Annotated in this window: 10 protein-coding genes; 9 read left to right on the top strand and 1 reads right to left on the bottom strand. The window is 31.9% G+C overall.

The genetic code is table 11. From position 1 onward, the window contains the following. The first annotated feature begins 189 nt into the window (after nucleotides 1-189). The 6 genes from DYE31_RS00165 (at nucleotide 190) to manA (ending at nucleotide 10,771) form a co-directional block, all read left to right on the top strand. Nucleotides 190-1,902: a trypsin-like serine protease gene (locus DYE31_RS00165; protein WP_041613056.1), complete on the top strand. Its 1,713-nt coding sequence runs from the start codon at nucleotides 190-192 to the stop codon at nucleotides 1,900-1,902. A 229-nt stretch (nucleotides 1,903-2,131) separates the two neighbouring features. After that, nucleotides 2,132-3,532: an MDR family MFS transporter gene (locus DYE31_RS00170; RefSeq protein WP_015901681.1), complete on the top strand. Its 1,401-nt coding sequence runs from the start codon at nucleotides 2,132-2,134 to the stop codon at nucleotides 3,530-3,532. 354 nt (nucleotides 3,533-3,886) lie between these two features. Beyond that, the gene (locus tag DYE31_RS00175; protein ID WP_015901680.1) at nucleotides 3,887-5,893 is read left to right on the top strand and encodes a hypothetical protein; all 2,007 of its coding nucleotides are present in this window, start codon (nucleotides 3,887-3,889) and stop codon (nucleotides 5,891-5,893) included. Nucleotides 5,894-5,918: 25 nt separating this feature from the next. Beyond that, nucleotides 5,919-7,790 (top strand): BglG family transcription antiterminator, encoded by a 1,872-nt coding sequence (locus DYE31_RS00180; RefSeq protein WP_015901679.1) that lies wholly within the window; start codon nucleotides 5,919-5,921, stop codon nucleotides 7,788-7,790. Nucleotides 7,791-7,868: 78 nt separating this feature from the next. Then, nucleotides 7,869-9,821: a PTS fructose transporter subunit IIABC gene (locus DYE31_RS00185; protein ID WP_015901678.1), complete on the top strand. Its 1,953-nt coding sequence runs from the start codon at nucleotides 7,869-7,871 to the stop codon at nucleotides 9,819-9,821. A 14-nt stretch (nucleotides 9,822-9,835) separates the two neighbouring features. Beyond that, nucleotides 9,836-10,771, top strand: coding sequence for a mannose-6-phosphate isomerase, class I (gene manA / locus DYE31_RS00190; protein ID WP_015901677.1), 936 nt, complete (start codon nucleotides 9,836-9,838; stop codon nucleotides 10,769-10,771). A gap of 58 nt (nucleotides 10,772-10,829) precedes the next feature. Here the strand turns inward: manA and DYE31_RS00195 are convergent, their stop codons facing one another. Beyond that, complete coding sequence (locus DYE31_RS00195) at nucleotides 10,830-11,681, bottom strand: NAD-dependent epimerase/dehydratase family protein (RefSeq protein WP_015901676.1); 852 nt, start codon at nucleotides 11,679-11,681, stop codon at nucleotides 10,830-10,832. Between the two features lie 261 nt (nucleotides 11,682-11,942). Between DYE31_RS00195 and DYE31_RS00200 the strand changes: the two genes are divergently transcribed. The 3 genes from DYE31_RS00200 (at nucleotide 11,943) to DYE31_RS00210 (ending at nucleotide 13,962) form a co-directional block, all read left to right on the top strand. Then, a complete protein-coding gene (locus tag DYE31_RS00200) occupies nucleotides 11,943-12,248 on the top strand; it encodes an ArsR/SmtB family transcription factor (RefSeq protein ID WP_015901675.1) in 306 nt (101 codons plus the stop codon). A 133-nt stretch (nucleotides 12,249-12,381) separates the two neighbouring features. After that, nucleotides 12,382-13,257 carry an NAD-dependent epimerase/dehydratase family protein gene (locus DYE31_RS00205; protein WP_268934230.1) on the top strand — a complete coding sequence of 292 codons (876 nt, stop codon included), beginning with the start codon at nucleotides 12,382-12,384 and terminating at the stop codon, nucleotides 13,255-13,257. A 24-nt stretch (nucleotides 13,258-13,281) separates the two neighbouring features. Further along, nucleotides 13,282-13,962 carry a type 1 glutamine amidotransferase domain-containing protein gene (locus tag DYE31_RS00210; RefSeq protein WP_015901673.1) on the top strand — a complete coding sequence of 227 codons (681 nt, stop codon included), beginning with the start codon at nucleotides 13,282-13,284 and terminating at the stop codon, nucleotides 13,960-13,962. The last annotated feature ends 29 nt before the right edge of the window (nucleotides 13,963-13,991 follow it).

Here is a 13,991-nt window from a genome sequence, read left to right on the forward strand (position 1 = left end):
GACTTATTAGACAAAAATTAGGTTTTAAAGGTAGAAAGTAAACTAAAAATCCAAGTCATCAACTAAATTAAAAATATTTAGTTGATAATACAAAAATGTATTGCTATATATAGTTTGGCAGTTTATGATATTAAAGAAGAAATCGATTGTGTATTTTCACACGGTAATTAGGGGGAGGGGGTGGATATTATGGCTGAAAAATCAAAGTTAGAAAAACTTCTTTATAGCAGTGTTTTTGCATTAATGATTGTAGGGGTATTATTAATTTTTCAAAATGTACAAGCACATGCTGCAGAAGTGGCTCCAAAGGTTAACCCAGTATCCAATCAAAAAGTAAATCAGGGACAAGCAAGTACCATCAAACCAACAAGTCAGACAAATACAGTAAACAAAGCAAATGAAACTAAAGCAAATTACAATAATGCGCCGACAACACAATCTAATCAAGTAAAGATTAATCATAATAATCAAGCGGCCGCACAGAATAAACAAAATTCAGTGCCAGTCAGCAAAGTGGAAAAAACGAATGCAGCTCCCACTAAAAACACTGTTGTTCCAAGTAATAAAGTACAAGCAAAGCCTCAAATTAAAGCTAATCAAAATATCCAAACTGCTCCAAAAGTAATTCAAAACAAGCAACCTCAAAAAACAATTAAGGCTGTAAATAACAAAACTAAATCAGTTTCACAACCGATTAAAAAGAAAAATACTGCTGCAGCAACAAAACCAAATAATACAAGTAAAGTTGTCACTCAGAAAACAAGTCTTAAAAAGCCGAATACGTCAGTTAAATCAACAAAAGCTAATACGAAAAAGGTTCAACCAACTAAGAAAGTAACAGTAAATAAAAAGCAACCAGCACCAGTTAATAAGAAAAAAGTAAAACAGACAGCTAAACCAAAACAAAGTAAGGTTATTAAAGCAACACCAAAAGCTGTAAAAAATAAGAAAACAAAATCTGCATCAACTAAGAAAGTTCAATTTTTAGCAGCAACTACAAAAAGTCAACCTGTCAAAAAAACAACCGTTACAGTAACGAGCAAAACTAAAGCTACACCTAAACCAACTCCAAAAGTTGCGCCGAAACCAACAACGAGCAATTATTATAATCAAGCACCGAAACGATGGCCTTCTAATATTCCTGGAAGTGAAAATGTCCGTGATTTCGGTCAAACTACTTATGCTTCTGGTATTAATGATGCCTTAAAAATTATGAAGGCTTCTGGTAATAAAGGTGTGACGATTGGACATACAACAGCTAAAGAAGCTAATATTGCGACGGTATTTAATTGGAACCCGACTACTAAAAAGCTTACTTATGGTACAGGTACAGCAATCGGCAAACATACAATATTAACAGCGAATCATGTGGTCAATGATCAGCAAGCTCATAAACCGATGTCTCCTTCGAAGACTCAAAACTTAAAAATCGACTTATTACGAGAAGGTTCAAAAGTTGCACGTATTGTGGATGTTACTGGAGTTAAAATGATGCAATATGGCGATGTGGCATTGTTATATACAAATGAAGATCTTTCAAAATATATGACGATACGTAAAATCGCACCTGAAAGTGCTATTACAAATATCAAAGCCAATACACCGATTCGCTTGTATCATTATGGTTTGCCTTCAGGCAACTTTAAAAATGATCCGATGGGAACAATGTATCACTCTAAAGGTAAGTATTCAATGATGGCACGTAATGTGAATCCTATTGGTTATTATCAAATGATGGCGGAACCTGGTTCTTCAGGTGGCGCAATTTTAAATAGTAAAAATGAAGTTTTAGGCGTACATGCTTTTAGAATTGCTTCAGGAGATTATCAAAAATACAATCTCAATACAATGGCAGAACTAAGAGGCAAACTACGTAAAGAAGTAATTCAAAATATAAAATAAAGTACACAATAACGATGTTTGACTGTACGCTGATTGAAACAATAATTATCGAAGTTGTTTCAATCAGCAGTATAGTCTTTTTTTAATTTTTAATCATAGATAATCAAAAAATGGGTAATATTGAATGTGTCATAAGAGATATGTGAGTTCATGAACAAGTGCATTGACAAACGGATAACAGTCCGTTTGATATAGGATTGTTCAAAAAAGTTTATGAGGAGATGTTGTTGTGGCACAGTTAGAAAAACGTGATAAGACATTGCTCATCGCCATTTTAATGGTAGGTTCTTTTGTTGCAATTTTGAACCAAACATTGATGACAACTGCATTGCCTAGTATCATGAAACAAATGCATTTAACGAGTAGCACAGTACAATGGTTAACTTCTATATTTATGTTAGTAAATGGGATTATGATTCCAATCACTGCTTATTTAACACAACGTTTTACAACAAGAACGCTTTATTTTTCAGCGTTAACTTTCTTTATTATAGGTTCTATTATTTGTGTAGCTACCGATCAATTTAACGTCATTTTGTTTGGACGTGCAGTCCAAGCAATGGGCGCTGGTATTTTAATGCCTTTAATGCAAACGGTATTGTTCTTAGTGTATCCAGCAGACAAACGTGGTCAGGCTATGGGAATGTTTGGCTTAGTTGTTGGTTTTGCCCCTGCAATTGGACCGACACTTTCAGGTTGGGTTGTTTCTCAATATAGTTGGAAAGTGATTTTCTATATTTTATTAGTTGTAACTATCATTGACTTGTTATTCGCATTGAAATATGTGAAAAACGTGACAGATGTTACTAAACCAAAATTGAATGTAATGTCTGTAACACTATCTTCACTAGGATTTGCGGCATTATTATTTGGCTTTAGTGAAGCCGGAAATTTAGGATGGACCAATCCACTTGTTTATTCAATGATAATTGCGGGTGTGATAATTTTGACTTTCTTCATATTGAAACAATTAAGAATGAAAGAGCCATTCCTCAATGTTCGTGTCTTTAGTTATAAGTCATTTACAATGAATATGATTCTTGTATGTATTGTCTTTATTTCATTTATCGGCAGTCAAACGGTATTATCGTTCTATATGCAAGATTTACATCATTTTTCACCCTTGAAATCTGGTTTAGCATTGATGCCAGGCGGAATTATTACAGGTATCTTATCACCGATTACTGGGCGAATATTTGATAAATACGGTGGTAAGTTCTTATCTATTGCTGGTTTAGCAATTGTTGTTATGACATCATTCGCATTTACGCAAATAGATGCCCATACATCATTTACTTATATCACAATATTCTTTGCGATATCATTAGCTGCAAACGCGATGGTATTCAACCCATTAACAACTGCTGCATTAAATAACTTGCCGCGTAAATTAGTGCCACATGGTACATCAATGAATAATACAATGCGTCAAGTTGGTGCTGCAATGGGATCAGCAATGTTAGTTACTGTTATGAATACAGCGATATTAAATCCGCATCAATATGGTATTGATGGTTTAGTTCATGGTGTCCGTGTTGCGTACATTGTGATTTGTGTGATTGCTGTAGTTGGTTTGCTATTAGCTATCTTCAATCCAACATCTAAAAAGGGTTATACAGAAAAAAGTTAAAGTATACAAGCAAGAATTAAAAGAGCTATAATATCTCAAAAAAGTAAGGTTTTCAAAGTAAAAAGTGAAAACCTTACTTTTTATTTGTGGGAAAAATAGGTAACTATACTTCTTGTTTGATTATTGTGTAATAAAAATAAGGAGCGATTTGTAAAAACGTTAAAAAGTTGGTTTTCAGTTAAATAATAGAAAAACATAGAATTGAGCTCGTTTCTATGGTTGGTAATATAGTAATATATTGACTATATAAGTGAAAATACAAAAAAAGAAATAATCAATTCTAAACAACATAAGAGTCTCACTTATAATTTGGTGAGTAAAATTTTTATTATTTACGAGGGGGAGGAATTAGCAGTGGAAAATGAAAAAAGACAGTGGCAAAGCAAATCGCAAGCAATGCCTAGAATACCTAGGACTAAAGGTGAAAGAGGATATTTAACTTCACTTATAAAGTTGTTAAATGAAGTAGAGAAGCAAACTGATGTAAACAATTATATTAGTTTTTCTGGAAGCAAATCGAAACAGAAATTAGAAAGTTACTATATAAGGTTAAGACCTATGAAATTTTTATATCAAAAGACTGTTAACGGAAATTGGGAAATAAATGAAAAGATTAATTACAATGCCAATGATGATAATTATAATAAAAAAGTAGCAACACTATTAAATGATAATATAAAATATATATCCGAAATGCTCAACTTTATACAAGAACCAAAAAATATTAATGAAATATTGGATAATGCTAATAATGAGTATTTTCTAACGTGGAAAGAAAATAGCCAAATATATGATAGATTACATTGGTTTATGGACTTGGGTATGGTCGATCATATTAAATATGAGAAGAAATATGTGGTTAATCGACTTGGATTAGAGTTTTTGAAAAAAAATCCACCAGTGAAAAAAGAAGAAATAAATAAATATAAATACGACGTTACTGATGAAGAAGTAAGTATAATTGTTCCAGAATGGATTTTAGATTTCGATAATTATGATATTGAATTTGACAATATAGGTTATATTCCTGGAGGTATTAAAAATGCTACACAAACAATAGTAGATGTTCTTGAAATATCAAGAAATTATACTACATATAGCAATATAAAGGAATATCTTAAAGAAAATTTTGATATTGCATCAAGTTCAATAAATGGTTTTATTACGATGTTGACAAAATATGACTTATTGATAAGAAAAAATGATATAACATATAAAACTTCATTATTAGGAGAACAATTGATAGATTCAGACGATAAAAATTTACTGTTAAGTTTTATTTTCGGTCTAAAAACAAAATTTTTCTTTGAGATGCTTATTGAATTAATGAAGAAGAGTATGACAATGAAAGAACTTGCCTCCTTAGGTGTTACTAAATATAAAGTTTCAACTGATAATGCAGAGCTTTATAGAAAAAGAATTAGTATTTTAAAAAATGCTAAGTTAATAATTGAAGATGTTAAAAAGACATATACTTTGACCAAAAGAGGAAGATTATTTGCTGAAAAAATAATAAAGTTATTTGAAGTAGAAGATAATATTGAAGAAAGTGATAAGCATGATTTAAGTGAGCAACATAACGTATATAATTTATTACAAGATTTGCGACTTGCTTCGGTAGATTCTTCAAATTACAAAAATTTTGAAACTTTACTGAATGAATTTTTTAAAAAATTAGGATTTGATACGCAATTATTAGCTAAACCAGGTACTACGGATATAATATTGACTGCTAAAACTGTTCCTAATTATGTATATTCAGTAAATGTAGACGCAAAGACGAATAGAGATGGAATTATTACAAATAATTTAATAGATTTTGAAACATTAAAAGAGCATAAAAATAAACATAATGTAGACTACGTTGTAGTAATTGGCAAAGAATTTGAAAAAGGTAGATTAGTTGATAGAGCTAAAAATAATAAAGTGACATTATTTGAACTGGATTTTTTGGAAGAATTAATGTCTAATCATCAAAAATATCCATTGCAATCTATAGAATACCTTCCTCTATTCAAACAATTTGGTATAGCTTCTATTGATGTACTAAAGGATTATTACGAAATTATGAAACGTAGAAAAGAACTTTTCAAATCAATTATTAAAACTTTAATTAATAATTCAGATGATGAATATTCTAAGGGGATTCTTTCTATGGATAATATCTATTTTTCGATAAAAGATAATGAAATATTTAAAGATAAAGTTTTAGAGAAGAAAGAGTTGGAAAGTATGCTGGCCCTATTATCTAATCCGTTAATAGATTGTGTAGGTAGTATAAATAATGGAAAATATTATGCAAAAGGTTCTTTAGAAGATGCAATTTTGAAGTTTGGCTTTTATTACAATACAGATTTATAATACTTAAAATGGGAAGGTGCAACTTATGATTGAAAGACAGATAAAATTAATACAACTCTTTTTGAACAACGAATATCAATTTTTGACGTCTGATGAGGTTGCATCTTTCTTGGATGTCTCGAATAGAACGATAAGAAATGATATTAAATATATAAATTCATCATTTTTAAAGGATGTAATTAAAAGTATAAAATCACGAGGATATCATTTAGATACAGATAGATATAGTGTCGAATATATTGAATCAAGCTTAAAAGATTACACAGATAAAGATAATAAAATTTTGTTGACCTTAGCCTACCAATTATTGATGCATGAGGAACAATTAACTTTAATTAAATTAGAAAAAGAATACCATCTTACTAAAAATGAAATGTTAGACTATTTGAATCGTATAAAGGCTTGGTGTGAAAAATTTGATGTGATTATTAACATGAAGCAACGTAAAGGGCTCGAAGTAATCGGAAGTGAAACGGATATTAACAATGCAATTTTGCATTTAAACCAATTATCATCACACGAAAACTCAGTAGAAACATTAATTTTAAATGAACTTCCAAAAGCACATGTTCAAATAATTAAAGAGATTATCAAAAGAACTTTAGGAGAATTCGGTGTAAAGACTTCAGATATTCAAATTGAACAACTTATCATACACCTCATTTTAATTATGAAACGCCGACAAAGCCAAAATGAATTAATTAGTGAGGAAGTTAATGATGAAGCTTTTAATATTTCAAAAAGAATTGTAGACGAAATTAATGGAAAGCTAGGATATGATATAAATACTGAAACTATTCAATTATTCTCATTTTTTATTGGCTATCATTTTGATAAATTTGATTTAGGGGTTCAACAACTTTTTATTGAAAGTTATATTAATCTGTTGATTGAAAAAATGGAAAATAGAATCAGTGTGCAATTTACCAAAGATAAAACACTTAAAGAAAACTTATATTCACACTTTAGTCGAACATATTTAAGAATAATGAAAGATGTATATCTAAATAATCCATTAACAAAAGAGATTAAGACACTATATCCATTTGTTTTCAACGTACTTTATGAAATTGTGCAGAGAATGTCAGACGATTCTGGTGTTGAATTGACTGAAGATGAAATCGCATTTTTAACCATCCATTTTCAATCATCTATAGATAGAAATGAACAAGATGTTATTAAAGTTGTTATTGCGTGCTTTTACGGTATCGGTATTTCTCAATTATTAGCTACAAAAATTTCGAAATTCAGCAATCGTATTGAAGTGATAGATACACTTAAATTAGAAGAGATTGAACAGTATGATTTTAGTCATATTGATTTATTAATGACTACACATCAGCCTGAAAATAACAAAATACCGAATCATTTAGAATTGTTGCAAGTGACTCCTTTGTTTAATGATAATGATCAACATCAGTTACAACAGTTTATGAATAGAAAATTAAAACCAACAATGCATATTGACGAAATGGCGGAAGTTAATTTTATAGTTGGAAGTACTGAAGACCAAGAGATAACAATGCCTTTAATTTTTCAAAAAGCAGATGAAATTTTGAATCATAACCATGCGTTGATTGATGGATACATTGAAACTGCACTAGAGCGGGAAAAAATGTCTTCTACGTATATTGGTAAAGAAATTGCTATTCCACATGGGGACCCAGAAAAGGTTTCAAAATCACATGTTATTATCTTTAGAAGTAATAAAGGTTTTTACTGGAAAGAGAATAAAGTTAAGCTTGTATTCTTTTTAGCAATCGCGCAAAGAGATATTGAACTTACGAAACGTATTATCCAAACGATAGCACATATAGATGAAAAGAAAATCAATGAACTTATATATTTGGATGATACGAAATTTAAAGCTGAATTATTAAACTTGATTAAGGGATAATTGCCACTAGTAACGGCAATTATCTTTTTTTATGCCTTAATGTTAGCGCTTACAATAAAAATAAGGAGTGTGATTAAGATGAAAATTTTAGCGATTACATCTTGTCCGAATGGTATCGCTCACACATATATGGCTCAAGAAAAATTAGAACAAGCAGCTAAAGAAATGGGTGTAGATATTAAAGTTGAGACACAAGGTGGCGTTGGAGCAGAAAATGTATTAACAGCAAAAGAAATCAGAGAAGCTGATGGAATTATTATAGCGGCAGATAGACAAGTAGATCTATCACGCTTTAATGGAAAACGTCTAATTAACGAAAATGTTAGGGAAGGTATTCATCATCCTAAAGAATTGATTCAACGTATCATTGACCAAAATGCGCCTATTCATCACGAAAAAGGTGCTTCTGATAATGATTCATATGAAGAAGAAGAAAAGAAAAGCGGCGTTCAAATGGTATATCAACATTTGATGAACGGTGTATCATTTATGGTTCCATTTATCGTAGTTGGTGGGCTATTAATTGCAATCGCTTTAACACTAGGCGGTGAGCCTTCAGCAAAAGGTTTAGTCATTCCTGATGATTCATTCTGGAAATCTATTGAGAAAATTGGAGCATTGTCTTTTAGCTTTATGGTTCCTATTTTAGCGGGATATATCGCTTATAGTATAGCTGATAAACCAGGTCTAGTACCCGGTATGATTGGTGGAGCAATTGCAGCAGACGGTAGCTTTTATGGAAGTGAAGCAGGCGCAGGATTCTTAGGCGGTATCGTGGCAGGTTTCCTTGCAGGTTATATTGCTAAATGGATTAAAAATGTTAAAGTTCCAAAAGCAATGGCACCAATTATGCCAATCATTATCATACCAATAATTTCTTCAGTTATTGTTGGTCTTATATTTATTTTCTTAATAGGTGCACCAATTTCAGGCATATTCACTGCTTTAACAGGTTGGTTAAAAGGTATGCAAGGTGCTAATATCGTTGTCCTAGCACTAATTATAGGTGCAATGATTGCCTTTGATATGGGTGGACCAGTTAACAAAGTAGCCTTTTTATTTGGTTCAGCTTTAATTGCTGAAGGTAACTATGCAGTTATGGGTATGGTTGCTGTTGCGGTATGTACACCTCCAATCGGTTTAGGTTTAGCAACATTTTTACAAAAAGGTAAATTCAATAATTCAGAACAAGAAATGGGTAAAGCTTCATTCACAATGGGGTTATTTGGTATTACTGAAGGTGCAATTCCATTTGCTGCACAAGACCCGCTTCGTATCATCCCAGCCAATATGATCGGAGCAATGGTAGCAGCAGTTATCGCTGCATTAGGCGGCGTAGGAGACAGAGTAGCACACGGTGGACCTATCGTAGCAGTACTTGGCGGTATCCAACATGTTTTATGGTTCTTTGTTGCAGTTATCATAGGTAGTTTAATTACAATGTTTACTGTTTTGCTATTTAAAAAGAATACACCTGTAGCTGTATTGGAAGGTGAAGGTGTTGTAGAAGATGGAATAGGTGATGGGCAGTCTCACTCAAATAATCAGGTTGCAGAATCACGCACTGAAAATAATGAACAAAAAGATGATGATTCAGTTTTCCACAAAGATTTAATTGAATTAAGACAAGAATCAATGCAAAGAGATAACGCTATTGATCAGTTATTAGAGAAGCTAAAAGATGCTGGATATATTGAAAGTTTGGATAAAGTAAAAGAAGCTGTATTACAACGAGAAGCAGAATCTACAACAGCTATAGGAATGAATGTTGCAATTCCACATGCAAAATCAGATGCTGTAAAGCAGCCTGCTGTAGCTGTTTTACAAGATAAACAAGGAATTGAATGGGAAAGTTTAGATGGAACTTCACCAAAAATCGTATTCTTGATTGTAGTGCCTAATAACAGTAACGACACACATCTGAAACTACTGCAAAGATTATCTAGAGCATTGATGGATGATGAAACAAGAGAAAATCTTATTAATGCAACAACGAAAGATGAAATTTATAACATTTTAAAAATGATATAAAAGGATGGTTAAAAATGGCTTTATTTTTAAAACCCGTATTTCAAGAAAGAATTTGGGGCGGTACGGCATTAAATCAGTTTAATTATGATATACCGAATGATTTAACAGGGGAATGCTGGGCAATTTCAGCACTTCCAAATGGATCAAATATTATAGAGAATGGGAAATATAAAGGGAAAACTTTAGAGCAAGTTTGGAATGAAGATAAAAGCCTATTTGGTAATGATACCCATGAGGATTTTCCTTTACTAACTAAAATTCTAGATGCAAATGATAAATTATCAGTTCAAGTTCATCCAGACGATGTGTATGCTGAAGAACATGGTCTTGGGTATGGTAAAACAGAATGTTGGTACATTTTAGATGCAAAAGATGATGCTGAAATTATATATGGTGTGAATGTTGATAATAAAGAAGAATTGGAAAAATTAATTGATGAACAACGATTTGAAGAGTTATTTCATACAGTTAAAGTAAAACCAGGAGATTTCTTCTATGTTCCTGCAGGTACTGTGCATGCCATAGGATCAGGAATATTGATATTAGAAACACAACAATCTTCAGATACAACTTATCGTATTTATGACTACGATAGAAAAGATAAAAATGGAAAAACACGTGATTTACATTTAGAACAAAGCAAAGAAGTTATTGATGTAAATATACAAAATCCTAACACTAAACCTATTCATGAAATACGAGAAGGACAATCTTTTACACAATTTGTATCTAATGAATTTTTTACAGTGGAAAAATGGGATATTAATGGTGAATTATCTTTTGAAAAACCATCTGAATATTACTTAGTTTCAGTAATTGAAGGTGCAGGTAGTGTTAATATTGATGGAGAAAAAACTGTTGTTGAAAAAGGTAGACATTTTGTCATAACAGCAGATGATCAACATATTAAATTTCAGGGTAATATGAGTATTATAGTGAGCTATGTTTAAGTAAATATAAGTAAAAAATAGAGACGGAAAATTCGATTTTTCCGTCTCTATTTCTGTTTTATTTAATATCTTTCATTCCGTCTTTCCATGAAGGATAAATCAATGTGCCGCCTTGCGCTTTGAATTTTTTGTTGCTTACACCACGCTCAAATGGCTCTGCAGGTGCAATGTTAATTTCGGGGGAAACATTTAATTGATTAGCATACCAATCAGCCCATGCATCACCTCTGACTGGGTCGTCATCTGCAACATTGTAAGTACCTGTTTCAAAGTTTAATGCTTGGATTGCTGTTTCAACAGCATCATCAATATGGATAAATGAGAGAACGCCATCTGTCATATCCACTTTGCCATTTTTAAATTGACTATAAATCATACCATCTTCGCCATACCAAGTACCTGGACCATATAACCAGCCATAACGTAAGATAACGTGATTTTTAATACGTGCTGTTTCTTTTTCTAAACCTTCAACACCATCTACAGTGACTTTACGATCACCTGTCGCATTGTAATCTAAAGGTGTTTCTTCAGTTGCTAAACCTTTTCCGCCTTCATAAACAAAAGCGATACTTTGAGATTGCATATTTTCTACGTCATGCTTAATTGCCGCATCAACTAAATTTTTTGTACCTTCAATTCTAACTTTCGTATTAGCTGCCATATCAACATTTTTTAAGTCAGTAATTTCATTCATAATGACATCTGGCTTGAAATCTCCGATAGCCTCATCTATTGTGTCGTAATCGAAAATGTCACCAACATATGGTGTTACGCCTGCATTCTGTAACTTTTCTTTACCATTTTGAGAAGTAGTAAGGCCAGCGACTTCATAGCCTTCTTCTAATAATCGTTTCGTCAATTTTGTACCGATTAATCCTGTAGCACCTGTTACAAATATTTTAGTCATTATTCTTCACCTTTTATTCTTGTATTTTGAAAAAATTTTTCATGTGCTTGTTTGACTCATTATAGAGAAAAGACAATTGAACAACAAATAATACAAATTGAAAAAATACCTTCTATTATTCTTATTATCCTATAGATGTGAAGATAAATTATTATTAAAATCTCAAGTTCATTTGCTTGTATAATTTTCTTTGCTGTGTAATTATCTATATATCAGTAGGACACAATGATTCTATGAAAATTAAATAATGGAGTTTGAATTATGGGAGAAGAGACTTTAGAAATATTTAAAAGAGGAACACGTATTTTAAATATTCTTCAAGACGAAAAAAGACAACAAATTCTTGTGTTATTGTGCAAGGAGAAGCAACTGACAGTGAATGAAATCACATCGTTATTACCCATTTCACGGCCCGCTGTCTCCCATCACTTAAAATTAATGTTGGATGCAGGTCTTTTATCAGTAACTCAAGCAGGGCTTGAACGTTATTACAGCTCTGATTTGGATGACACTTTAGAATGGTTGAAAGAACTGACAAATTCGCTTGAAGCAAATTTAAATAATTAAAAAGCCTTTTATTTTTAATCATTATGTTTATATGTTTAAACCTATGGATAAGGTAGTAGTAATAAATCAAAATAGTTTGGAGTGCTAAATAATGCAAACAGTTTTAGGAAGTAATGGATAAATCGGTCAAGAAATCGCGAAAGAACTTTACAAAAACTACACTAAAGATATTCGATTGGTAAGTAGAAAACCTGGAAAAATTCATGATACAGATGAAGTTGTCCCAGCTGATTTAATGAAATACGAAGATACTTTAAACGCTATTGACGGCAGTGACGTCGTTTATTTTGCTGTCGGCTTACCAGCTGATACAGAAATGTGGGAAGATCGTTTCCCAGTTATTATGGAAAATGTCATTAAAGCTTGTGAAGAAACACATAGTAAACTTGCATTTTTCGATAATACTTATATGTATGAAAAAAATGCAAATGTACAAACAGAAACAAGTCCTTTCCGACCAGTAGGCCGTAAATCTAAAGTTCGTGCGAAAATGGCAGAAATGTTATTGTCAGCAATGAAAGATGGAAAAATTGAAGCACTTATCGGACGTGCTCCAGAATTCTACGGTCCTGACTTAACACAAAGTATTACCAACTCTTTAATATTCAATCGTGTTAAAGATGATAAAAAAGCCATTGTTCCTGTTAGCGCTTCTGTTTTACGTACTCTAATTTGGACACCAGATGCAAGCCGTGCGCTAGCTTTACTTGGTAATACCCCTGACGCTTTTGGACAAACATGGCACTTGCCGACAGATAAAAGTATCACTTACAAAAAATTGATTGAAATCACAGAAGAAGTAACTGGCAAAAATATTAAATATACAGTAGTTCCAATGTGGGTATTTAAAATAGGCAGTCTTTTCAACAAACAAGTTAAAGAATTGATGGAATTGTTACCAAGATATAAATATGACAACATTTTCAATTCAAATAAATTCAAACAAAGATTCCCAGACTTTAAAATCACAACTTACAAAGAAGGAATTCAACAAGTCTTTAAAAAGTAAAATCAACATCGGAGGATGAATGTAATGAAAAAAATAATGATTGTTAATACAAGCAGCGACCACTTTGGAGATAACGAAAAACCAACAGGATTATGGTTAGGAGAACTTGTACATTTCTACGACTATTTCAATAATAATAATTACCAAATTGATTTATTCAATATAGAAGGTGGTAATACACCAATTGATCCAGTCAGTTTGAAACCTTACACTTTGGACAAAGTGACTAAAAAATATTATGAAGATGAACAATTTATGGATTTGCTGAAAAATTCACCTGCAGTGAGTGATGCGAATCCAAGTGAATATGACGTGATTTACTTTACAGGCGGCCATGGTGTGATGTTTGATTTCCCTGACAATCAAGACATACAACATGCAATTAAAGAGATATACAGCAATGGCGGAATTGTTTCTGCTGTATGCCATGGCTTAGCTGCTTTATTGAACGTCAAAGATGATAATGGCAGATTCCTTATCGATCATAAATCAATCACAGGTTTTTCTAATGTGGAAGAAGTATTAGCTAATCGTAAAAAATTAGTTCCATTCATGTTAGAAGATGAGTTGAAAAAACGCGGTGCAAACTACAGCAAAGCTAAACTACCGTTAAGACCATATGTTGAGGTAGACGGTCGATTAGTAACAGGTCAAAATCCAGAATCACCAAAACAAGTTGCAGAAGCTGTTTCTAAAATATTATAAATTAAAGCGTGTACGGAATTATCATCAGA

Source organism: Staphylococcus carnosus (genome assembly GCF_900458435.1).
Lineage (GTDB): Bacteria > Bacillota > Bacilli > Staphylococcales > Staphylococcaceae > Staphylococcus > Staphylococcus carnosus.

Excerpts from the sequence above, each read along its gene's own strand:
- DYE31_RS00165 (WP_041613056.1), top strand. The coding sequence starts at position 190 with ATGGCTGAAAAATCAAAGTTAGAAAAACTTCTTTATAGCAGTGTTTTT.
- DYE31_RS00180 (WP_015901679.1), top strand. The coding sequence starts at position 5,919 with ATGATTGAAAGACAGATAAAATTAATACAACTCTTTTTGAACAACGAA.
- manA (WP_015901677.1), top strand. The coding sequence starts at position 9,836 with ATGGCTTTATTTTTAAAACCCGTATTTCAAGAAAGAATTTGGGGCGGT.
- DYE31_RS00200 (WP_015901675.1), top strand. The coding sequence starts at position 11,943 with ATGGGAGAAGAGACTTTAGAAATATTTAAAAGAGGAACACGTATTTTA.
- DYE31_RS00185 (WP_015901678.1), top strand. The coding sequence starts at position 7,869 with ATGAAAATTTTAGCGATTACATCTTGTCCGAATGGTATCGCTCACACA.
- DYE31_RS00195 (WP_015901676.1), bottom strand. The coding sequence starts at position 11,681 with ATGACTAAAATATTTGTAACAGGTGCTACAGGATTAATCGGTACAAAA.
- DYE31_RS00210 (WP_015901673.1), top strand. The coding sequence starts at position 13,282 with ATGAAAAAAATAATGATTGTTAATACAAGCAGCGACCACTTTGGAGAT.